Source organism: Acidovorax sp., from assembly GCF_016783915.1.
Lineage (GTDB): Bacteria > Pseudomonadota > Gammaproteobacteria > Burkholderiales > Burkholderiaceae_C > Acidovorax.
In genome coordinates this window covers 21,852-43,572 of sequence record NZ_JADHVT010000023.1, presented here as the reverse complement: position 1 = coordinate 43,572, position 21,721 = coordinate 21,852, and the positions used below count along the sequence as shown (strand labels likewise).

General features: G+C 59.8%; 22 protein-coding genes and 3 tRNA genes. 13 read left to right on the top strand and 12 right to left on the bottom strand.

What is annotated here, in order from left to right:
• Positions 1-944, bottom strand: a 944-nt coding sequence (locus ISS20_RS07230) for an ABC transporter permease (protein ID WP_291435138.1), incomplete at its 3' end; no start/stop codon positions are given.
• A gap of 208 nt (positions 945-1,152) precedes the next feature.
• On the opposite strand from ISS20_RS07230, the gene ISS20_RS07225 reads away from it, so the two are divergent.
• Entirely contained in the window at positions 1,153-1,410 is a 258-nt protein-coding gene (locus ISS20_RS07225) for a YfhL family 4Fe-4S dicluster ferredoxin (RefSeq protein ID WP_056060470.1), read from the top strand.
• Between the two features lie 101 nt (positions 1,411-1,511).
• Here the strand turns inward: ISS20_RS07225 and pth are convergent, their stop codons facing one another.
• The 7 genes from pth to ISS20_RS07190 all read right to left on the bottom strand — a co-directional run bounded on the left by pth (position 1,512) and on the right by ISS20_RS07190 (position 7,486).
• Positions 1,512-2,120, bottom strand: a complete 609-nt coding sequence (pth, locus tag ISS20_RS07220; RefSeq protein ID WP_291435137.1) for an aminoacyl-tRNA hydrolase — start codon at positions 2,118-2,120, stop codon at positions 1,512-1,514.
• Between the two features lie 202 nt (positions 2,121-2,322).
• On the bottom strand, positions 2,323-2,958 hold the full coding sequence (locus ISS20_RS07215) for a 50S ribosomal protein L25/general stress protein Ctc (RefSeq protein WP_056060476.1): 636 nt from the start codon (positions 2,956-2,958) through the stop codon (positions 2,323-2,325).
• A 160-nt stretch (positions 2,959-3,118) separates the two neighbouring features.
• Complete coding sequence (locus ISS20_RS07210; protein ID WP_056060480.1) at positions 3,119-4,093, bottom strand: ribose-phosphate pyrophosphokinase; 975 nt, start codon at positions 4,091-4,093, stop codon at positions 3,119-3,121.
• A 46-nt stretch (positions 4,094-4,139) separates the two neighbouring features.
• Positions 4,140-4,216: transfer RNA gene (locus ISS20_RS07205), tRNA-Gln, on the bottom strand.
• 30 nt (positions 4,217-4,246) lie between these two features.
• Positions 4,247-5,104 carry a 4-(cytidine 5'-diphospho)-2-C-methyl-D-erythritol kinase gene (ispE, locus tag ISS20_RS07200; protein ID WP_291435134.1) on the bottom strand — a complete coding sequence of 286 codons (858 nt, stop codon included), beginning with the start codon at positions 5,102-5,104 and terminating at the stop codon, positions 4,247-4,249.
• Positions 5,105-5,180: 76 nt separating this feature from the next.
• Positions 5,181-5,597: a lipoprotein insertase outer membrane protein LolB gene (locus tag ISS20_RS07195; RefSeq protein WP_291435133.1), complete on the bottom strand. Its 417-nt coding sequence runs from the start codon at positions 5,595-5,597 to the stop codon at positions 5,181-5,183.
• A 110-nt stretch (positions 5,598-5,707) separates the two neighbouring features.
• Positions 5,708-7,486 carry a tetratricopeptide repeat protein gene (locus tag ISS20_RS07190; protein ID WP_291435132.1) on the bottom strand — a complete coding sequence of 593 codons (1,779 nt, stop codon included), beginning with the start codon at positions 7,484-7,486 and terminating at the stop codon, positions 5,708-5,710.
• A gap of 29 nt (positions 7,487-7,515) precedes the next feature.
• On the opposite strand from ISS20_RS07190, the gene mutM reads away from it, so the two are divergent.
• From mutM to mutY, 3 genes are all read left to right on the top strand, one after another.
• The gene (gene mutM, locus ISS20_RS07185) at positions 7,516-8,331 is read left to right on the top strand and encodes a bifunctional DNA-formamidopyrimidine glycosylase/DNA-(apurinic or apyrimidinic site) lyase (protein WP_291435131.1); all 816 of its coding nucleotides are present in this window, start codon (positions 7,516-7,518) and stop codon (positions 8,329-8,331) included.
• Positions 8,332-8,430: 99 nt separating this feature from the next.
• Positions 8,431-10,392 carry a dynamin family protein gene (locus ISS20_RS07180; protein ID WP_291435129.1) on the top strand — a complete coding sequence of 654 codons (1,962 nt, stop codon included), beginning with the start codon at positions 8,431-8,433 and terminating at the stop codon, positions 10,390-10,392.
• Positions 10,389-11,459, top strand: coding sequence for an A/G-specific adenine glycosylase (mutY, locus tag ISS20_RS07175; protein WP_291435127.1), 1,071 nt, complete (start codon positions 10,389-10,391; stop codon positions 11,457-11,459). The genes ISS20_RS07180 and mutY overlap by 4 nt, the downstream gene beginning before the upstream one ends.
• Positions 11,460-11,571: 112 nt before the next feature.
• Here mutY and rapZ read toward each other — a convergent pair whose 3' ends face one another.
• From rapZ to ISS20_RS07155, 4 genes are all read right to left on the bottom strand, one after another.
• Positions 11,572-12,435: an RNase adapter RapZ gene (gene rapZ, locus ISS20_RS07170; RefSeq protein ID WP_291435125.1), complete on the bottom strand. Its 864-nt coding sequence runs from the start codon at positions 12,433-12,435 to the stop codon at positions 11,572-11,574.
• The gene (gene recN / locus ISS20_RS07165; protein ID WP_291435123.1) at positions 12,435-14,144 is read right to left on the bottom strand and encodes a DNA repair protein RecN; all 1,710 of its coding nucleotides are present in this window, start codon (positions 14,142-14,144) and stop codon (positions 12,435-12,437) included. The genes rapZ and recN overlap by 1 nt, the downstream gene beginning before the upstream one ends.
• A gap of 2 nt (positions 14,145-14,146) precedes the next feature.
• On the bottom strand, positions 14,147-15,043 hold the full coding sequence (locus ISS20_RS07160) for an NAD kinase (RefSeq protein ID WP_056060503.1): 897 nt from the start codon (positions 15,041-15,043) through the stop codon (positions 14,147-14,149).
• Between the two features lie 181 nt (positions 15,044-15,224).
• Positions 15,225-15,803: a DUF2726 domain-containing protein gene (locus tag ISS20_RS07155; protein ID WP_291435120.1), complete on the bottom strand. Its 579-nt coding sequence runs from the start codon at positions 15,801-15,803 to the stop codon at positions 15,225-15,227.
• A gap of 111 nt (positions 15,804-15,914) precedes the next feature.
• Between ISS20_RS07155 and ISS20_RS07150 the strand changes: the two genes are divergently transcribed.
• The 9 genes from ISS20_RS07150 to greB all read left to right on the top strand — a co-directional run bounded on the left by ISS20_RS07150 (position 15,915) and on the right by greB (position 21,664).
• Positions 15,915-16,592, top strand: a complete 678-nt coding sequence (locus ISS20_RS07150) for a replication initiation factor domain-containing protein (protein ID WP_291435118.1) — start codon at positions 15,915-15,917, stop codon at positions 16,590-16,592.
• 1,394 nt (positions 16,593-17,986) lie between these two features.
• Entirely contained in the window at positions 17,987-18,349 is a 363-nt protein-coding gene (locus ISS20_RS07145) for a virulence factor TspB C-terminal domain-related protein (RefSeq protein WP_291435116.1), read from the top strand.
• A gap of 3 nt (positions 18,350-18,352) precedes the next feature.
• Positions 18,353-18,652: a DUF2523 domain-containing protein gene (locus ISS20_RS07140; protein WP_291435115.1), complete on the top strand. Its 300-nt coding sequence runs from the start codon at positions 18,353-18,355 to the stop codon at positions 18,650-18,652.
• Positions 18,649-19,089, top strand: coding sequence for a zonular occludens toxin domain-containing protein (locus ISS20_RS07135; RefSeq protein WP_291435113.1), 441 nt, complete (start codon positions 18,649-18,651; stop codon positions 19,087-19,089). Before ISS20_RS07140 ends, ISS20_RS07135 begins: the two co-directional genes overlap by 4 nt.
• Positions 19,090-19,096: 7 nt before the next feature.
• Entirely contained in the window at positions 19,097-19,594 is a 498-nt protein-coding gene (locus ISS20_RS07130) for a recombinase family protein (RefSeq protein WP_291435111.1), read from the top strand.
• Positions 19,595-19,603: 9 nt separating this feature from the next.
• Complete coding sequence (hrcA, locus tag ISS20_RS07125; protein WP_056060538.1) at positions 19,604-20,608, top strand: heat-inducible transcriptional repressor HrcA; 1,005 nt, start codon at positions 19,604-19,606, stop codon at positions 20,606-20,608.
• Between the two features lie 51 nt (positions 20,609-20,659).
• Positions 20,660-20,736, top strand: a tRNA-Ile gene (locus ISS20_RS07120).
• 205 nt (positions 20,737-20,941) lie between these two features.
• Positions 20,942-21,018, top strand: a tRNA-Arg gene (locus ISS20_RS07115).
• Between the two features lie 79 nt (positions 21,019-21,097).
• Complete coding sequence (greB, locus tag ISS20_RS07110) at positions 21,098-21,664, top strand: transcription elongation factor GreB (protein WP_291435108.1); 567 nt, start codon at positions 21,098-21,100, stop codon at positions 21,662-21,664.
• Positions 21,665-21,721 lie beyond the last annotated feature (57 nt).

Genomic DNA, 21,721 nt, shown 5'->3' with positions numbered 1-21,721 from the left:
ACGCGGGGGTCGATCACGGCGTAGAGGATGTCCACGACGAAGTTCACGATCACCACCATGGCGGCGAGCAGCATCACGCAGTTGCGCACCACGATCAGGTCGCGGTTGGAGATGGACTGGAAGATCAGGCGCCCGAGGCCGGGCAGGTAGAACACATTCTCGACCACGATGGTGCCTGCCAGCAGGTTGGCAAATTGCAGCCCCATCACCGTGACCACCGGAATCATGGCGTTGCGCAGCACATGGCCCCACAGCGCTGCGCGCTGCGTCAAGCCCTTGGCGCGAGCGGTGCGTACAAAGTCTTCACGCAGCACCTCCAGCACGGCCGAGCGGGTAATGCGCGCCAGGATGGCAGCCTGCACCACGGCCAGCGCAATCGCAGGCAGCAGCAGGGCCTTGAGGGCTTCAAGCGGGCTGCCACCAGCGTCTTCGGTCCAGCCCGTAAAGCCGCCGGCCGAGAACCACTGCAGCTTCACCGAGAACAGCAGGATCAGCAGGATCGCGAACCAGAAGTTGGGGATGGCAATGCCGATCTGGGCCAGGCCCATCACGCCCACGTCACCCAGCTTGTTGTGGCGTGCAGCAGCGTACACACCGGCGGCCAGCGCCAGCACCGTGGTGATCACCATGGCCATCAGGGCCAGCGGCACGGTGAGCGCCAGGCGCTCCAGCACCAGGTCGAGCACGGGCGAGCTGTAGGCGTAGCTGTCGCCCATGTTGCCCACCACCAGGCCGCTCACCCATTGCCAGTAGCGCAGGCTGGCGGGCTGGTCCAGCCCCAGCTTGGTGGCCAGAGCCGCCACCGCATCGGGAGAGGCATCGGGACCCATCAGAATCTGCGCGGCATTGCCCGGCAGGATTTCCAGCACCAGGAACACGACGATGGAGGCGCCAATCAACGTGGCCAGGAGGGTGACAAACCGCTTGAGAAAAAACAGGCCCATGGGTGGGGTGCGTTGGCAGGTGGGTCAGACGCAGGGGCGTCAAAATTAATGTGTATACACAGCATAACGGTAAAAACGTCCCCGTCAGCGGTGGTGGGTTGCAGTGTGGCACGCAAGGCACATGCCACCGGCGCGGGATAATACGGAGCATGAACTGCGCCGCTCGCTCCGTTGCCCCTGTTTTTGGCCCCGTGCACTGGGAGGCTGTATGGCGCTGATGATCACGGACGAGTGCATCAACTGCGATGTGTGCGAGCCCGAATGCCCCAACCAGGCCATCTACCTGGGGCAGGAGATCTACGAAATCGACCCGAACAAGTGCACGGAATGTGTGGGGCATTTCGACGAGCCCCAGTGTGTGCAGGTCTGCCCGGTGGCGTGTATTCCCGTGAACCCGCAGCACGTGGAAAGCCGCGAAACCCTGTGGCAGAAGTTCCAGCGGCTGCAGGCGTCCACGCCGACGTAATTTGAGCCCAATCGACCGCTCGCGCTAGTGGTTTATGTCTTGGGTGCTACTGAATATATAGCAATATCCACTGCGCAACGGCTGGACGGACTTGTGGCCCTTCAGTCCCCCACGGGCCGAGGGGGCTTGGGGCGGGGCGGTTTGGTGGTGTGGATGAGCAGCGTGGCCTTTTCCATGTCCCCCGCCAACAGAGCGGGGTAGGCCTTGAGCGAGTGGGCGATGCTGTCCTCGATCAGCGTGCGCTGGTCTGGCGACGGTTTCTTGAGCACCCAGTTGGCAACTTCGCTTTTGACGCCCGGATGGCCGATGCCGATGCGCAGGCGCCAGTAGTCGGGCGATCCCAGCTGTCCGTGGATGTCACGCAGGCCGTTGTGCCCGGCATGGCTGCCGCCGCGCTTGAGCTTGACCTGGCCCGGTGCAATGTCCAGTTCGTCGTGCACCACCAGGATTTCCTCGGGCAGGATCTTGAAAAAGCGCGCCAGCGAAGCCACCGACTTGCCCGAGAGGTTCATGAAGGTCTGCGGCTCCAGCAGCCACACGTTCTGGCCGTGCACCGTGGTGCGTGCCACCAGGCCGTGGTAACTGCGCTCGGGCACCAGCGTGGTCTTGAGTTCGCGCGCCAGGGCATCAATCCACCAGAAGCCGGCGTTGTGCCGCGTGTCCTCGTAGTCTGGCCCGGGGTTTCCCAGGCCTACAAACAGCTTGATCATGTGCGGGATTATCGGTGGCTGGGATGGGGGCAGGCCGTTGGGAATGCTGCGGCGCCTCTGAAGACGTGTTCAGGAAGTGGGCTGTGCAGTTCGCAAGATGCGCCGCACCAATGAAAACGGCCCACACGAGGTGGGCCGTTTTGTGGTCAACCCCGCAGGGTGGGTTGACCGGAGGAAGTGATCGAGGTCGTTGACCGGCGAATTACTTCTTGCCCTTGCCCTTGCCCTTGGCATCGGCAGCAGGAGCGGCTTCAGCAGGGGTCTCGACGACCACGACTGGAGGCACCACGGACACCAGCACGGGGTTGTTGTTCTGGCCACCACGGACCTTGGCCACCACGCCCTTGGGCAGCTTGATGTCCTTCAGGTGCAGGGAAGCACCCTTTTCCAGCTTGGACAGGTCCACAGCGATGAATTCGGGCAGGTCCGAAGGCATGCAGGTCACGTCCAGTTCGTTCACGATCGGGTTGACCATGCACTTGTCCACCTTGACGGCGTTGGACTCTTCTGCACCGCTGTAGTGCAGTGGCACCTTCAGGTGCAGCTTGGTCTTGTCGTCCACGCGCTGGAAGTCGATGTGCAGCACGAGTTGCTTGTAGGGGTGGTATTGCACGTCACGCAGCACGACCTTGGACGTGGCGCCAGCCACTTCCATGTCCAGCACGCTGGAGTGGAACGCTTCCTTCTTGAGGGCGTGCCACAGTGCGTTGTGGTCCACCTCGATCAGTTGTGGTTCGGTAGCACCACCGTACACGATGCCAGGCGTCTTGCCCGAATTACGCAGACGGCGGCTCGCACCCGTACCCTGCTTGGCGCGCTCAAAAGCGACGAAGTTCATAGTTAGCTCCTGAAAAGGGTAGACCGCGACCAGTCGTACCCCGATTAAAAAAGACCTGTGACGCCTTCATGGCGGCAGGCCTGCGCATTGCTCTCGAACAGACAAGCCTCCCGAAGGAGGCGTGCGTGCAATCCGACTGCAACGCTCCCGGGGGAGCGTGTCAGAACAGGTTGTCCTGGTCCGAGAACAGACTCATGACCGACTCACCCTTGGCAATGCGCTGGATCGTTTCGGCGATCAGCGGGGCCACGGAGAGTTGGCGAATCTTGGAACATCCCTTGGCGTTGTCGCTCAGCGGGATGGTATTGGTCACCACGACTTCATCGAGGGCTGTGCCCTTGGCGATGCGTTCGATGGCAGGACCCGAGAAAATGGGGTGTGTGCAGTAGGCGTAAACCTTCTTGGCGCCGCGCTCCTTGAGCACCTCGGCCGCCTTTACCAGTGTACCTGCGGTGTCGATCATGTCGTCCATGATCACGCAGTTGCGGCCTTCGATCTCGCCGATCACGTGCATCACTTCCGACACGTTGGCCTTGGGACGGCGCTTGTCGATGATGGCCAGATCACAGTTCAGTTGCTTGGCCAGGGCGCGTGCGCGCACCACGCCGCCCACGTCGGGGGAGACGACGATCAGGTCTTCGTAGTTCTTCTGGCGCAGGTCGCCCAGCAGCACCGGCGACGCATAGATGTTGTCCACGGGAATATCGAAGAAGCCCTGGATCTGGTCAGCGTGCAGGTCCATGGTCAGCACTCGGGCCACGCCCACGGCCTGCAGCATGTTGGCCACCACCTTGGCCGTGATGGGCACACGGGTAGAGCGGGGGCGGCGGTCCTGGCGGGCGTAACCGAAATAAGGAATCACGGCGCTGATCCGCTCAGCCGACGCGCGCTTGAGCGCATCGACCATGATCAGCAGTTCCATGAGGTTTTCGTTGGTGGGTGCGCAGGTGGACTGCACCACGAAAACATCACGTGCGCGCACGTTTTGTTTGATTTCGACGGTGACTTCACCGTCAGAAAAGCGACCCACATCGGCTGCACCGAGGGTGGTGCCGAGGTGTTGGGCAATTTCAGCTGCCATGCCAGGATTGGCATTGCCGGTGAAAACCATGAAGTCGGGGTGGTTGGCTTGCATGAGCGTCCCAGCAGTCTGAAAAAAAAGCCCGTACGCGGAAAGCGTTTGGCAGGGGAAGAAGGATTCGAACCTTCGCATGCCGGAATCAAAATCCGGTGCCTTAACCAGCTTGGCGACTCCCCTACACAGGTCAATTGCCGAGGGCAATCAACCTTAAATTTCTTCTGATGCCCAACCTGCCAGAGGATGAACCATCAGATTCTCACATGCCTTCACTTGCCAGCCCTCAGGGGCTCCGCTCAAGTCAACTGCGCGTGACATTTGCGCAAACACCGCACTGCCTGAGCCTGTCATTCTGCCTTTGAGGCCGCGATCTTTGAGCCATTCAATGGCTTGTAAAACACCGGGGCAAAGAGCCTGAGCAACTGGCTGCAAGTCGTTTCGACCGAAGTCAAAGTGTGCTGCAGCAAAGCCTAAGATTGTAGCACTATTTGAATCGCGTTTCAAAGTTGGTGACGAAAAAATTTCTTTTGTCTCCAAACCTGCTGCGGGCTTCACGATCACAAAGCTCGCTTGCGGTAGCTGGTGCGCTTTCTCAAGCGGCGTGATTGTCTCACCAATTCCCTCCACCCAAGCGTTGTGACCGCATAAAAAAAACGGGACGTCTGCGCCCAGCTGCAAACCGATCTTTGCCAATGCGGGTCTTGGCAGGTTAAGCCCCCACAGCCGGTTCAAAGCCAGCAGCGTGGTGGCGGCATCTGAAGAGCCGCCTCCCATGCCTGCCTGCGCCGGTACGCGCTTCAGAACGCCGATGTGAGCGCCCTCACTGCAGCCTGTCGCAGCTTGCAGTGCGCGTGCAGCGCGAACCGAGAGGTCCTCGTCTGGCAGTACGGTGGAGAGGTCTTCCCGCGAAATCAACCCATCTATCCGGCGTTCGAAGTGCAGGGTGTCGCACCAGTCAACGAGCATGAATACGGACTGCAGAAGATGGTAGCCATCTGCACGCCGCCCGGTGATGTGCAGAAAAAGATTGAGCTTGGCCGGGGCCGGCACGTCATACAAGGCTTGCATGGAGGCAGAAAAGTGAAGTGCGCTTTTTCGCAGTTTGAACTGAGCAGTCCTGTTGGCCGCAGCAGGTTGCAGTCCGTCAGGGGGTCAGTGCAATGCGCAGCGTCGCGGTGGGTTCAGGATCGCTGCGGCGTGCCGTCAGTCGTCCGTCGGCAATGCCCGAGAGGTCCGCGTTCCACCCCGTTGCACTGGCCTGGGTGCCCTTGAGCCAGCTGAACAAGGCGGTCACGGGAATGCGGGTGCCGGTCACGTCTTGGAGCAGCGTATCCAGCGAGTTCGATGTGCGCGTGTCTTGGCCGCTGAGCAGCTGCGCATGACCATCTTTCCAGTCGAGTTGCGCAATGCGATTGCCAAAGGGGCTGAGCAAAACGAGTCCGCCGGCCTGTGGGGTGCCACGCAGTTCAAACAAGGCAGAAAAAGACTGTGAGGCCTGTCCGTCGATCTGCAAGGCGATGCGCCCACTCCAGCTGTCTTCGTCCATGGGGGCTTTGGCCATTGGCTGCGCACAACCAGCGAGCCACAGCGCACACAACACCAGCCACCATGTCCATCGGTGAGGAAGAGTCCGTAGCCGACTGCTGGAAGCGGCGCTGAAAAAGCCCGGCATCAGAGGGTGGCTCCGAGGCGTTTCAGAGTCTCTTTGAGGGTGTCGTTGTCAGGGCTGGCGCGTTGCCCTTCTTTCCAGACGCGTGTCGCACCGTCCCTGTCGCCCATGCTCCAAAGCACCTCGCCCAGATGTGCGGCAATCTCCACATCGGGCCGTGCCTTGAAGGCCGCTTCGAGGTGCTTGCGGGCGTCTGCCTTGTTGCCCAGGCGAAACTCTACCCAACCTAGGCTGTCCATGATGAAAGGGTCGTTGGGGGCAAATTCCAATGCCTTCAGGATGAATCGTTTGGCCTCGTCCAGCCGCACTCCGCGGTCCGCCAGCGAATAGCCAAGGGCGTTGTAGGCGTGGTGGTACTCCGGCTGGCGCGCGATCACTTGGCGTAGCAGCTTTTCCATGGTGTCGGGCTGGCCCGCCTTTTCGGCCAGCATGGCTTGGTCGTAGACCAGCTCGGCATCGTCGGGAGCCAAAGCCACCAGTTCAACTTGCACCTTGTAGGCTTCCTGGTAGAGGCGCTGGTCGCGTAACAGCTGCACTTCGGCCATCAGCTTCATGCGTTGGCTGTCTGCTGAATTGCCAGGCAGGTTGCGCAACAAGGCCCGCGCCTGGGCGACCTTGCCCTGGCGTGCCAGCAGTGACGCGCGGCGCGTTTGCGCACCAAAGACTTCCTCTGCGTTGTCGATCCGTGCGAGCCAAGCTTCAGCGCCCGCAAAGTCTTTCTTTTTCTCGGCAATCTGTGCATAGAGCAGGTACGCTTGCGTGAGGCTCTTTTGCCGCAGGTCGGCGTCACCAGACGCAGATGCCAGTTCCATGAATCGCTGAAGCGATGCCTCTGCTGCGGGCAGCCGGTTGTCCTGGTACTGCAAGGTGGCGGCCACCAGCCAGGCTTCCGCCAGGTCAGGCTTTTCCTTGGTGACCGTCTCCAGCTGGCGACTGGCCTCCGGGTAGCGCTGCAGGCCCAGCAATACCCTGGCATACGCCATGCGCAGGTCCGGGATAGGTTGTTTGGACAGCGTTTGCGTTACGATGGGTTCCGCGTCCAGCAGACCTTCGTCCATCAGCTCCAGCGCCAGCCTTGCTGCGCTCTCGCTGGCGTTGTCCAGGCCCTGTGCCTTGCGCGCAGCGTCCAGCGCTCCCCCCTTGTCACTTGCCGCAAGCCTCAAGCGGCCCAGCGACACCCAGGCCTCGGGGCCGGTGGCAGGATTGGTCAGTTCGTTGACCAGTGCTTGTTCTACCACTTTGGCGGCCAGCGCTTTGTCGCTTGCACGTCCATATAGTTGCGGCAGAGATGCCAAGGCCGACGCCTTGGACCGGGGAGAGGCTTGCGCGAGTTCTTGGCGCAGCAATTCAGGCGTCTCGCCAATGCGATTCAGTGCGATCAGGATCTGCAGCACATACCGATTGGCCTCGCGCGACTGGGGCAAGGCTTCCTTCCAGGCTCTGGCTGCAGCCAGGGCGTATTCGCCTGATCGTGATTGCAGGGCAATGTCTGCAGCCCTTTGGTAGAGCTGCCCGTCAGCGCTTCGGCGCGCAGCTTCCAGCATGAACGCATAGCCTGCGCCCGGGTCCCCAGTTCGTGCACTGATCTCGCCCAGAAAGATTTCGTAGAACAGCTCTGCGTCCAATGCGGGGTTGGACTCTACCGGAGGGGGCTCGTTCGGGGGGCGGCTTTCGCCGGCGGGCCTTTGGGCCCAAGCTGAGTGGGCGGACGCCGCAATCACGGTGACCAATGCGACGGTACGAAAGCTGTGGAATAACACCATCGGGCCATAATAATCCATGCCTGTTAAGCCGTTGCCCGGTTGTTTGTATGCCTGAGTTGCCCGAAGTGGAAGTGACACGGCGCAGTTTTGCCGATGCAATCGCCGGAGCCTGTATCGAGGCAGTGGTGATGGGCAAGCCCCTGCGTTGGCCCCTGGGTTGTGACCCGCAGACGCTGGTGGGTCAACAGGTGGTCGGATTGCGTCGGCGGGGTAAATATCTGTTGCTCGATATGACCCAGGGCCTGCTGCTCCTGCATCTGGGTATGTCGGGGAGCCTGCGCTTTGCGTCCGGCATGCCTCAGGCAGGCGTTCATGACCATTTTGACCTTGTGACCGACAAGGGAACGCTGCGTCTTCACGACCCGCGCCGGTTTGGTGCCGTGGTCTATGCGCAGGCAGAAAATTCGCCGCTGGCGACTAAATTGCTGGGCGGATTGGGCATGGAGCCTTTGTCCGACGGGTTCTTGCTCCCGGATTTCCAGATAGGACTCAAGAAGAGCCGGATGCCCATCAAGCAGTTGCTTCTGGCGGGGCGCTTGGTAGTGGGAGTTGGAAATATCTACGCCTCTGAGGTGCTTTTTTTGGCTGGCATCCGTCCAACCACCGTTGCATCACGCATCGGTGCTGCGCGGGTGCACAAGCTGCACCAGGCCATTCGCTCGGTGCTGGCCCGAGCGGTTGAGATGGGCGGTAGTACGCTGCGTGATTTCTCCAATGCGGAGGGAATGGCAGGCCACTTCCAGACCGCCGCTAAGGTGTACGGCCGCGATGGCCAGCCTTGCCATGAATGCGGCACGACCATCGAGCTGATTCGCCAGGGGCAGAGAAGCACTTACTTCTGTCGCCAGTGCCAGCGGCCCTAGGCCCCATCTGATCGGCGGTTCATGACAGCCGGTGTACGGTCGATGCTATATTTTGTATATGCCTGCCTCGCGGGCCATCCATAGATCTCTGGGAGCAAAGTGGGACCTTCATTCAACGAACAGTTCGACCAGCATGGCGTCTGGCGACGGGAGTTCGCCCAGCAGCTCAAGCGGCTGGCCGATTGGATGGCCACGCACGACCTCATGGATGCAGCGGTGCAAGAGCGATTGCAGCGCCTGGAAGAGCAGGTCCGCAGCGACAAGGTCATGGTGGCGTTTGTGGCGGAGTTTTCGCGTGGAAAGTCAGAACTGATCAACGCGATCTTTTTTGCTGACTATGGCCGGCGCATCATGCCTGCCAGTGCGGGCCGCACGACCATGTGCCCCACCGAGCTGGGGTACGACGCGAATATTGCGCCCAGCTTGCGGCTATTGCCGATTGAGACCCGCCTTCAGATGCAGAGCCTGGCGGAGTGGAGGGTCAAGACCGACCGCTGGCAGGAGATCCCGCTGGATGTTGGCAACGCCGACCAGATTGCCAAAGCCCTTGAAAAAGTGGCCGAGGTTCGCAAGGTCAGTCTGGACAATGCGCGTGCGCTGGGTTTCTGGCATGACGATCTGATAGACGAAAACCCTGTGCCTGACGCGCAGGGCTTGGTGGAGGTGCCCATGTGGCGCCACGCCATCATCAATATCCCGCACCCGCTCCTGAAGCAGGGTTTGGTGATTCTGGATACGCCTGGCCTGAACGCAGTGGGAGCGGAGCCCGAGCTGACGGTCAACCTCATCCCCCAGGCGCACGCAGTGGTGTTCATCCTGAGCGCCGACACCGGCGTGACGCGCTCGGACCTGTCGATCTGGCGAGAGCACCTGGCCATTTCGCCCGAGAGCATGGAAGCGCGTTTGGTGGTGCTGAACAAGATCGACACCCTCTGGGATACGCTCAACACCGCCGAGCAAGTCCAAGCGCAGATGGACCGGCAGTGCGCGACATCGGCCGAGATGCTCGGCGTGTCCCTGGACCGTGTGGTGCCTGTATCTGCACAAAAAGGCCTGGTGGCCAAGATCACTGCGGATGACGTGTTGCTGGAAACCAGTGGACTGCCCGCACTGGAAGAGGCGCTTGCCAAAGGCATCATGGGCAGGCGACAGTCCATACTGCGTGCCGCGGTGGCGACAGGGGTGGCCAGCCTGCGCACAGAAACGTCGCGGGTGATCAATATCCGACGCCGCGACCTCGATGACCAGATGGCTGAGTTGCGCAGTCTGCGGGGCAAGAATGCATCGGTAATCGAATCCATGCGCCATCGCATTGAGCAGGAGCAGCGTGAATTCGACCTCAGTACCGCCAAGATTCAGGCGGTTCGTGCGGTTCATCTCAAGCTGTTGCGTGACGTCTTCCAACAGCTGGGCGCCAAGGCGCTCAAGGCTGAGCTGGCGGAACTGGCCCAGACGCTTCAGCAAAAGGGGCTCAAGCTGGGCGTGAAGAAAATATACGTCCAGACCTTTGACAAGCTGCGAGGCACCTTGGACAAGGCGCAAGCTTCTGGCACCGAGATTCAGGCCATGCTCAGCGGGACCTTCCGGCAGCTCAATGCCGAGTTCGGTTTTTCTTTGCAGGTGCCCTCGCCGCCACAACTGGAGCATTTTGCGCAAGACCTGCACCAGATCGAGCAGAGTCATTTGCAGTATCTGGGAATGGGAAATGCGCTCAAACTCGCACAGCCAGAGTTTGCCGAGCGTCTGGTGCGCGCTCTGGCCATGCGTTTGCGAACGGTGTATGAGTCGGCTGCCAACGATCTGGAACTATGGAGCAAATCAGCCACCGCACAATTGGACGCGCAGCTGCGAGAGCGACGCCGGAGCTTTGCTCGTCGCATGGAGGCGGTAGACCGCATCCAACAGGCTGCCAGCGGGTTGGTAGAACGGATCTCGGAGATCGAGGCTGGAGAGGAAGAGCTTGGACAGCTGGAGCGCAAGCTCCATGAGCTGACGTCCAAGTTGGTGACTCTGCCAGGGGCTGCACCGGTGTTGACCGACGCGCATCCGGTTCCAGCATGAGTGGTAAGACCCGGGAGGATGTGGCCGAGCTCGTGGTCGCCTGGCAGGCTACCCATGGCCGCAACCATTTGCCATGGCAACAAACCCGCGACCCTTATCGGGTTTGGCTGTCGGAGATCATGCTGCAGCAAACCCAGGTCACCACGGTGCTGGACTACTACGCGCGCTTTCTGGACAGGTTTCCTGATGTCGGCGCCCTGGCTGCTGCGCCCCAGGACGGGGTCTTGGGGCTGTGGAGTGGCTTGGGCTACTACAGCCGCGCACGCAATCTCCACCGTTGTGCACAGCAGATCATGGCGGACCATGGCGGGGCCTTTCCGCGAACGGCGGCGGTATTGGCGTCCTTGCCGGGCATTGGGCGCTCGACTGCGGGGGCCATTGCAGCGTTCTGTTTTTCCGAGCGTGTGCCCATTCTGGACGCCAATGTGCGCCGGGTGCTGACGCGCCTGCTGGGCTTTGATCGTGATCTCGCTTCTGCCAAGAACGAGCGCCTGCTGTGGGACCACGCGGACGCGTTGTTGCCAGTGCGTGATCTTGAAGCGGCGATGCCCCGCTATACCCAGGGCTTGATGGACCTAGGGGCGTCTCTGTGTACGCCTCGTACTCCACAATGCTCAGATTGCCCGTTGATGGCCCATTGCGTGGCTTTCAAGGAGGGTGATCCCGAACGCTATCCGGTCAGAACCCGCAAACTGGCACGCCGGGCTGAATCATGGCAGTTGGTGATCGTGCGTGATGTGCAAAGCCGTATCTGGCTGCAACGCCGCCCGCCCACCGGGATTTGGGCGGGAATGCACTGCGTGCCCGTGTTTGCTGACCTTGAGTCCCGAGATGCATTTGTGAGGGGTTTGGGGAGCCCAGCGCAGTGCGTGCAGCAAGAGTTGCAGTCCTTTGTGCATGTGCTGACGCATCGGGATCTGCACCTTCACCCCCTGTTGGTACAGACCGATGGGGTTGTGCCCCCTGTGGAAGATGGAGAGTGGCTGGGGCCAGACCAATGGTCCTCGGTCGGGTTGCCGGCGCCCATTCGCAAGTTGCTGGACAGCACGCAATCGACACTTTGGTGACCGCAAATTGCGCGCTCCCTAGGTCTCGGCCCTTTTGTTTCGCCAGTGCCGAAATTTCGTTACCAGCACCCCATGTGGGTTGGCTCACAGAGCCCATTCATGAAAGCCATGGTCAGCGCCCATCCAGTTCACGGTGCCGTTTCAGCGCAGTCCATCGGTCACTGAAAGCCTGCGCCAGTTTCTCTACCAGATAGACAGAGCGGTGTTGCCCGCCGGTGCACCCGATGGCTACTGTGACGTAGCTCCGATGATTGCGGTCCAGCATTTCCAGCCAGTGCGCCAGGAATTGCTCAATGTGGGCCCGCATCAGGCCCACGTCGGGCTGGATGTCCAGAAAGTCGGCTACGGGCTGGTCCAGTCCGGTGAGGTCCTTGAGCGCAGCCTCGTAGTGCGGGTTGGGCAGCATGCGTACATCGAAGACATAGTCAGCATCCATGGGAATACCGCGTTTGAAGGCAAATGACTGGAACACCAAGGTCAATTGCCCTTGCGCAGTAGACATCAGACCCTTGACGTAGCTTTGCAGCTGGGAGGCGCGAATGGTACTGGTGTCGATCACATGCGACTGCTCGCGCAGTTCAGCCAGTAATTCGCGCTCCAGCTCAATGATCTGTACCAGCGCCCTGCGTCCTTGCTGAAGATCGTCGTGCGACAGGGGGTGGCGGCGTCGCGTTTCGGAGAAACGCCGCACCAGCGTGTCAATCGTTGCATCCAAAAAAAGCGATTTAACGGCTACGCCCTGGCTGCGCAAGCGGCTCAATTCTTGAGGCACTTGATGCAAAGAGGTGGCGCTGCGAACATCCACCGCAATGGCCACGCGATTGCCATGGTGCTTGTGTTCGAGCGCTACGAACGCCGGCAGAAGCTCAGGCGGCAGGTTGTCCACGCAGTAGTAGCCAGCATCTTCCAGGGCGTGCAAGGCGACTGATTTGCCAGACCCCGACATGCCCGTGATGAGGACGATTTCAAGGGCCATCAGCGTTTCCTAGTGGGGGTAGAGGTATCAAGAGGTGTGGTACGTGCCACGGCCAACATCGGAGCGACAGTGCCCAGCATTTCGCGCGCGTGCGCTAGCGTCGTCTCGGTGGCGCGCTCACCACTCAGCATGCGGGCGATCTCCGCAACGCGCTCGTCCTGCTGCACGACCAGCACGGTGCTGGTCGTGCCTCTGGCGCTTTTGTTTTTTGCCACCTTGAGGTGGTGGTGCGCACATGCCGCCACTTGAGGCAGGTGGGTCACAGCAAGCACCTGGCGGTCGCGTCCTAGCTGTTGCATCAATCGTCCCACGGTTTCGGCGACTGCTCCGCCCACGCCGGAGTCCACCTCGTCAAAAATGAGTGTGGGGGCTGAGCCCAATTCACTGGTTGTGACTGCGATAGCCAGCGAAATGCGAGACAACTCCCCGCCGGATGCGACTTTGCCGACCGGCTTTGGGGTCATGCCAGGATGCCCTGCCACCAAAAACACGACATCATCGATTCCGTCGGGAGAGGGCTCCGACGCCTTGGTTACCGACACCTCAAATTTGCCGCCTTCCATCCCAAGGCCCTGCATGGCCTGAGAGATGAACACGGAAAGCTTTGGTGCTGCTTTGGCGCGAGCCAGAGACAGCGCGCGCGCCGCCGTCTGGTATGCCTTGGCGCTGACTGATTCGTTGGCTTGCAGTCTTTCCAAATCGGTGGCTGCATCAAGTTGGCGCATGGATGCTTTCCAGTCCTTGAGCAGAGCGGGAAGTTCAGCAGGGGGGCGTTTGTATCGGCGAGCCAGTCCCATCCATAGGGACATGCGCTCGTCCAGTTCTGCCAAACGTTGCGGGTCGATGTCCGCATGGCGCAAATAGGTGTGCAGTGAATGCACCACATCTGTGGCCTGTGCCAGACTCGATGCCAGAATATCGGCCAGATTGGCAAACTCTGGCTCAATGTGTTCTTGCACCTGCAGCAGCGCATGTGCGCGGGTTAGCGCAGAGACCGCTCCCGCGTCGTCTTCTTGCAAAGCCTGAAGCGCCCCATGCGCCCCGTCCAGCAACGCCTGCGCGTGAGACAGGCGCTTGTGTTGCGCATCGAGGTCCTCCCACTCCAAGTCGCCCGGCGCAAGTTTGTCCACTTCGCTGATTTGCCACTGCAGGCGTTCGCGCTCTTGCTGAAGTGTTGCCTGTGCTGCGCGTGCCTGTTGCAATACCTTGAGGTCAGCGCGCCATTGCGCCCAACGCGATGCTGTATCGCGGGTACTCACACCGGCAAAAGCGTCCAGCAATCCGCGCACCGACTCTGGACGGGTCAGGCTTTGCCATGCGTGCTGACCGTGGATGTCGAGAAGCATCTCGCCCAATGCGCGCAATTGTGAAGCTGTCGCAGGTGTGCCATTGATCCAAGCGCGACTCTTGCCCTGCGTGTCTACCGTACGGCGCAATAGCAGCCAGTCATCGGTTTCAAACCCTGCTTCTTCTAGCCATGGGCGCGCATGTGCGGGGCAGTCGAATTCCGCGCAAATGTCGGTCTTGCTGCATCCTTCTCGTACTACCCCTGCATCTGCGCGTGCCCCCAGTGCCAATTGCAACGCATCGATCAGGATGGATTTCCCCGCCCCGGTTTCACCGGTCAATACGGTAAAGCCACTGCGCAAATCAAGTTCCAGCGTTTGGACGATCACAAAATCCCGCAGAGTTATCCGCCGCAGTGCCATGGTCAGGAGCCTCCTTCGTTCCAGCGCAGCTTCTTGCGCAATGTCGCGAAGTAGTTCCAGCCTTGGGGGTGTAGAAATCGCACGCGGTGCTCAGACCTTTTGACGAGGATACGATCGCCATGCAGCAAGGACGCGAGTGACTGCATGTCGAAGTTCGCGCTGACATCGCGCCCGCTCACCACTTCGACGGCCACTTCTGTCGCATCGGAGAGCACGATGGGGCGGTTGGACAGCGTATGCGGCGCGATAGGAACCAACACCCAGCCCGGGATCGACGGATGAAGCATGGGGCCTCCTGCGGACAGTGAATATGCCGTTGAGCCAGTGGGGGATGCAATGATGAGGCCGTCGGCCCTTTGATTGGCCACGAACTGCCCACCGACTTCAACGCGCAACTCCACCATGCCCGAGGTTGCTCCACGGTTGACCACCACATCGTTCATGGCCAAGGCTTCAAACACCACACGCTCGTCGCGAACGACGGTTGCATGCATCAGCGGTCGTTGGTCTTCTTCGTAGGCACCTCGCAGCATCGGTGGTAAGGTGGTCTGATAGGTGTCGAAGGGAATGTCGGTGATGAATCCGAGCCGGCCCTGGTTGATTCCGATCAACGGCGTTCCAAAACGAGCTAAGCGGCGGCCAATGCCTAGCATCGTTCCATCTCCCCCCACCACCAGCCCCAGATCGCACCGCGCACCGATCTGGTCTACATTCAAAGATGGGTAGTGTGTCAATCCGGTGTTGCTGGCGGTTTCTGCTTCCAGCACCACCTCACATCCCTGACGCTCCAAGAAATGCGCAATGTCTTCCAAAGCCCGGCGAGAGCCATCGCCGGGGGCGCCTGCAGCTGAAGTCTGGTACTTGCCTATAAGTGCGACATGGCGGAAATTGGACGTCATCGCGAAATTACATCATTAAACAGATGTGAGTTTCGCGACGCGCTTCATCATCCGCGTCTTGCATGCGCTTTCTCGCTCTGATTCCAGAGCGGCTACCACGATCCAGGTTTTCACATCCTCGCCCAGCTCGTCTGCGAGTGCTCCTGCTATCGCTGGGCTGATGTGGCCCCTTTGTCTCGCGTTATGAAGCGCGTTCCTGTTGAGGTTCAGCTTTTCGTGCCAGTACTGCGCTGGTTGCATCGATAGGGCTTGTTCCAATAGGGTCATTGTTGACAGCATTTTTCGCTCCTTTGAGGGTGCTTTTTTCCAGTGGGAAGTCGCGTTGCAGTTGGTCAATGTCTGGGATGTTGGCGTATCGGATGACGCGGTATCCAGCGCTCGTTAGTAGGGTGTCTCTCGCAGCGTCTTCTTCTGTTTTCTTCTTGTGCGAATCGTCGTCTAGTTCAATAACCGCTTGCACTTGCAGGGACTTGTCGCACACAACGAAGTCTGCAATTTTTCTGTCAAAGCTGTTTCGTGTAGCTCTTGATTTCGCGGTTAGCAAAGCTCCGAATGAAACCTGCGCCAGAATTTTTGATTCTGGTAAAGAGGTTGAGAGCCGGTTGTACATGGCCTCTTCGCGCTGTGTGAGAAGGCGTTTCCTTTTTGGTGGTTCGCGCCCTTCACCGTCGCTGCGGTCGGCGGCGCTGTTTTTCTTCAACGCAGCAATCACGATTGCTGCAATCACCACCAAGACGACCACAAATATCAAGGTTTTCATGTTTCAAGCGTTGTAATTTTGCAATCACCATGATTGCAGTCTTGCAATCATGGTGATGGCGAGTCTATTCTCCTGCCTGCAATCAATGTGGTTGCAATAGCCGGAGCCGCCATGCCTTCTACTTCGCCCGTTCGCACACCCCCAGCCACCAAAGGCGCTGCACGCGCTGTGGCGGCTCCTGCAGCGCCTGCGCTGGGGGTGTGCACCCTCAAGGGCCAATCAGGCGCCGGGATGCTCAACACATGGAGCATCCTTCGCGCTGGCAATGAATGCGGCTGGGTCGGCTTTCTCGCCTCCGGCGAAAGCCCACGGCAACGCGCCCAGTCCAAGACCATTCATTGCAACCTGTACGGCGTCGCCTGCACGTTTGCTGCCCCAGGGTGGGCACCACGCATGGCCGACTACATGGACGAACACCGCGCCCTGGTCACGCGCTGCGATCTGGCCTTGGACTTCTTCGACGGCATCAGCGGTGGCATGGACCGTGTTGCCAGTGACTACGACGCCGGAGCCATGGACCACTACGGTCATCGGCCCGATCACAACTGCGTGGGCGCATGGCGTGCTGGTGGTGTGGGTCGTTCCTTCTACTTCGGCAGCAAGGCCGCTGGCAAGCAAACCAACGTGTATGACAAGGGCGTCCAGCTCTACGGCAAACAGGACGCCACCGGCTGGCAGCGCATCGAGTTGCGCTATGGAAACCAAAAGCGACTGCTGCCCACCGACATTCTCCGCAGGCCCGCCGACTTCTTCTCAGGTGGGCATTTCGGATGCTCATTCGCGCCCTGAACATCGACGGAAATTCACCAACTTCAACTGAGGAAAATTGACATGCAAAAAACCTTTAATCGCTCGCTCGTCGCCGTCGGTTTGCTGATCGGTGCTGCTGCTGCAAATGCCGCAGCCGTGCCCATGCACTGTCTCCGCAGGGCTCTTGGTACTCCAGCGATGCGCCGTATATGCCAGCTGCTAGTGCGCAGGCTTACGGGTCCAAAGATGCCTTGTGTGCAGCTATTGCCGCTGCCATGGGTGGCTCCAATCCATCGCGCACTTACACCCCACGATCTGGTGGTATTACTTGCTTGATTGACAGCTATTCAGCCACCTCGGGCGCGTATGTCACCTCAAATGCATACAACGCTAGCAATCGCGGCGACTCCTGCCCCGAAGGTTCTACCGCCACTGGTGCCACCTGCACTTGCACCGCTCCACTCATTGAAAAAGACGGCCAGTGCAAGCCGCCTTCTTGCCCTGCGGGCCAGCATGAAGAGGGCGGCGCATGTGTTCCCGACAACTGCAAGCCCAACGAAACCCGCGTGAATGGCGTTTGCGTTCCTGAGCCTCCTTGCCCCGCTGGTCAAACCCGTGTCAACGGTGTGTGCAAAAACAATGGTTGCGAACCCGGGAAGTCAGTCGGAGACCGTATCACCAAGGGCGATAACACTACTTACACCTGTGAGGACGGTTGCACTGTAAAGACCAATCCATCTATCTGTATCAAGTTTGGCGACACGCAGGAGTGCACCGGCACCGGTCGCCAAACTGGCGGGACCTGCACGCCAGGGGATGGCGGTGGCGGCTCTACCCCAGGTACTGGAGGTAATGGCGACACTGGCGGTACTGGCACCGGTGGAACTGGTACTGGGGGCACAGGCACCGGGGGCACAGGCACCGGGGGCACAGGTACAGGCGGCACAGGTACAGGCGGCACTGGCACGGGCGGCACTGGCACGGGCGGCACTGGCACGGGCGGTACTGGAACGGGTGGCGGCGGCACAGGTACTGGTGGCACAGGTACGGGCGGAACTGGCACCGGTGGCACTGGCACTGGGGGTACTGGAACCGGCGACGGTGGTACAGGTACAGGCGGAACTGGCACAGGCGGAACTGGCACCGGTGGTACTGGCACAGGTACTGGTACACCGGTCCCTAACTATCCGAAGCCCAAGCCTGTCCCCCCCACACCCGAAGGCACATGCCCCCCCGGCATGCATAAAAGCGGGTCTTGGTGCATCAACGACCCTGTGCCACCTGATGGCGACGGTAAATGCCCCCCTGATGCCGTCAAGGTCGGCAGTACCTGCGTGTATCCCCAGCCCGGTGGCGCTGGCACTGGCACAGGTGGCGGCGGTACTGGCTCCGGTGATGGCGACGGCGAAAAGGGCGGCTTTGGCGGCTCCTGCATGTCCGGCTTTGCCTGTGAAGGTGACGCTATCCAGTGCGCCATTGCCAGAGAGCAGTACGCCCGCAACTGCAAACTGTTCGACGACAAAAGCGCTGAGTCTGACCTGTACAACGCTAACAAGGGCAAGACCGGCAATCAGACCGGCGACTTACCCGGCAATGAAACCATCCGCCTGAGCGGTCGCATCGACACATCGGACCCGCTCGGCGGTGGTGGCTGCATCGGAGATCTGAGCATCACCGTGTGGGGCCAGGGCGTTTCCTTGCCACTGTCCAACCTCTGTCAGCACCTCGCCATGCTCGGCAATATCTTGGTCGCCGTGTCCATGCTCATGGCCGCCCGCATCGTCACAAGGGGATAGCACATGCCCATTTTTATCGCTGCCATCGGCGGCATGTTGATCAATCTCGTTGGCACCCTCGCGGGCCGTATCCTGATCGCCTTGGGCATCAGCGTAGTGACCTACACCGGCGTCTCTTCGTCCCTCGACTGGATGAAGGCCGGGGCACTGACCGCGCTCGGTGGCCTGCCCGCTGAAATGATTGGCCTGATTGGCTTCATGAAGGTAGGTGTTTGCATCAGCATCATCACCAGCGCTATCGCTGCCCGCGCCATCGTCAGCGGCATCAGCGGCGACAGCTTCAAGAAGTGGGTGATGAAATGATCTATCTGACCACCGGGGCGAACGGCGCAGGAAAAACGCTCATCACCCTGCGCGATGTGCGCGCCCAGCAGCTCAAGGAAAACCGCCCGGTTTACTATCACGGCTTCGACATGGACGACGCCAAGGCCGCTGAATTCGGCTGGCAAAAGTTCGACCCCAAGAAGTGGCAAGACCTGCCTGATGGCTCCATCTGCGTGATGGACGAATGCCAAAATGAATTCCCGCTTAGGCGCTCCGGTAGCGATGTTCCCGACTACGTGCAGGCCATCGCCCAGCATCGCCGCCGCCGTGGTTTTGACTTCTGGATGATCTGCCCGCATCCCTCCCTGATCGATGTTTTTGTGCGTCGGCTGATCGACAAGCCTTCATGGCATCGCCACCTCAAGCGCGCTTTCGGTGCCGACGTGGTTAGCGGCCTTTCGGCGGGCTGGCATTGATAAGGTTGTGCAAGAAAAGCGCTCGGCTGTTAAGCAGCGCCCTGAGCTCGAAAAACTCTTGACCGTCTTGGTCAAGGGCGACGTTTTGGTGGTCTACAAATTGGACCGCCTTGCTCGGTCTGTGTCTCACTTCGTCAAGGTCTTTGAGTACCTGAAATCGAAGGGCGTCGGCTTCCGTTCTTTGACGGAGTCAATCGAGACCGACACGGCACATGGCCGCATGTTCCTGCACCTGCTGTCTGCCTTCGCTGAGTTTGAACGCGAATTGATCAGGGAGAGGTGCTTAGCTGGTCAGCGTGCTGCAAGGGCTGCAGGCAAGACCTGGGGCCGAAAGCGTGCCTTGTCTGATGACGATGTAGCCCAGGCTGCAGCCTGTTGGCGATCTGGTTGGTATGACCAGCGGACCCTTGCGGATATGCTGGGGGTGTCCATAAGTAGCCTACGCGACCACATCCACCGCCATGAAGGGCGGGGCCGCTGGGCCAAAACACGATTACAAAAGTAAAATCATTCCATGCTCGATGACCGTGCCAAGTTGTTGCTCAAAGCCCTGGTCGAGCGTTACATCGCTGATGGGCAGCCTGTAGGGTCGCGTACCCTTTCCCGTGCGTCCGGGTTGGATTTGTCGCCTGCCACGATACGAAACGTGATGGCGGACCTGGAAGAGCTAGGGCTGATCGCGAGTCCACATACCTCAGCAGGCCGTATCCCTACCGCGCGTGGATACCGATTGTTTGTGGACACCATGTTGACGGTGCAGCGAGAGTCTGTCATGCCGCCGCAGCTGGCACCTGAACAGCCTCAAAAGGTCATCGCCAACGCTGCGCAGCTGTTGTCCAACCTCTCCCAATTCGTTGGAGTGGTGATGGCACCTCGGCGTACCTCGGTATTTCGTCACATTGAGTTTCTGCGACTCTCTGAAAAGCGGTTTCTGGTCATCATCGTGTCCCCGGAGGGCGATGTTCAGAATCGTGTGATCTTTACCGAGGTGGACCACTCCCAGTCACAGCTGGTGGAGGCTTCCAACTTTCTGAACGCCCACTACGCGGGACTTGCGATGGAGCAGGTACGGGAACGCTTGAAGTCCGAGGTCGATGTGTTGCGCGGAGAGATCGCATCGCTCATGCAGGCGGCGGTCAACGTGGGTTCGGAGGCGCTGTCCGAGGCGCAGGATGAGGTGGTGATTTCCGGGGAGCGCAACCTGCTGTCGGTCAGCGACTTCTCCAGTGACATGGGCAATTTGCGCAGGGCTTTCGACTTGTTCGAGCAGAAGACTCAGATTCTCCGGCTCCTGGATATTTCCAGCCAAGCGGAGGGAGTGCGCATCTACATCGGTGGAGAGAGCCAGGTTGTACCATTTGAAGAGCTGTCGATCGTGAGCTCCCCGTACGAGGTCGATGGCAAGGTGGTAGGAACATTGGGAGTGATAGGTCCTACGCGCATGCCATACGACCGCATGATCCAGATTGTGGACATCACCTCCAAGCTGGTATCCAACGCGCTCAGCCACCGCAAGTAAGCCCCTACAATACGGCGCTTGCCACGTTGTATAGCGCTGTAGCATGGCCTGGGGGCGTTAGCTCAGTTGGTTAGAGCAGAGGACTCATAATCCTTTGGTCGTTGGTTCAAGTCCAACACGCCCTACCACCCTTGCTCGCAGGGTGGATGTATCAGCAAACGATGTGTTTTGTGATCCAAATCGCTCAGTTTGTTTTTGTAGCCTTCATCGTGCATTACAATCTCGGCTTGCGTTGAATTGACTGTCTGTTTGCATAGCCTGATTCAGGAAAGCAATCAGAAAGAAAGCAAATTTCAGGGGTTGCCAAGAAATCATGCTATAATTCAAAGCTTAGCGGCTGTAGCTCAGCTGGATAGAGTACTTGGCTACGAACCAAGGGGTCGTGGGTTCGATTCCTGCCAGCCGCACCAATGTTTAAAGCCTGCAATCGCGAGATTGCAGGCTTTTTCATTTGTCCAGGCGTATTGCGCCGATTGGAGAGTTCTGGCGATGAGCAAGGCTTTTACCAAGGAAACTGACGGTGCCGATGATGACGAGGGTTTGGCATTGCCTCCTTTGCCGCCGGGTGGCAAAAACTACATCACCCCGTCCGGGTATGCGCATCTGAGGGCGGAGCTGTTGGATCTCATCGACAACGAGCGGCCCAAGATCGTGGATGTGGTTCACTGGGCTGCCAGCAATGGGGATCGGTCTGAGAACGGTGACTATCTTTACGGCAAGAAGCGCTTGCGCGAGATTGATGGGCGTATCCGTTTTTTGACCAAGCGGCTGGAGATCGCCGAAGTGGTGGACCCCAGTTTGCACGCGGGTAGCGAACAGGTCTTTTTTGGGGCTACCGTCACCTACTCAGACGACGAGGATGGTGAGCGCACGATCACCATCATGGGCATCGACGAGGCGGACAGTCGTATGGGGCAGGTCAGCTGGATTTCACCCGTTGCACGGGCGCTGCTGAAGTCGCGCGTTGGGGATGAGGTGCAGCTACCAACACCAGGCGGTGTGCGCCACCTTGAGGTGTTGGAGGTGCAGTACCCACCCCGTAGTGTCGTCTCGTAGCGATTGCAAACAGGCAGTGCTCCTGCGCACCACTTTCCGCGACCTGAGCGGGCTTGG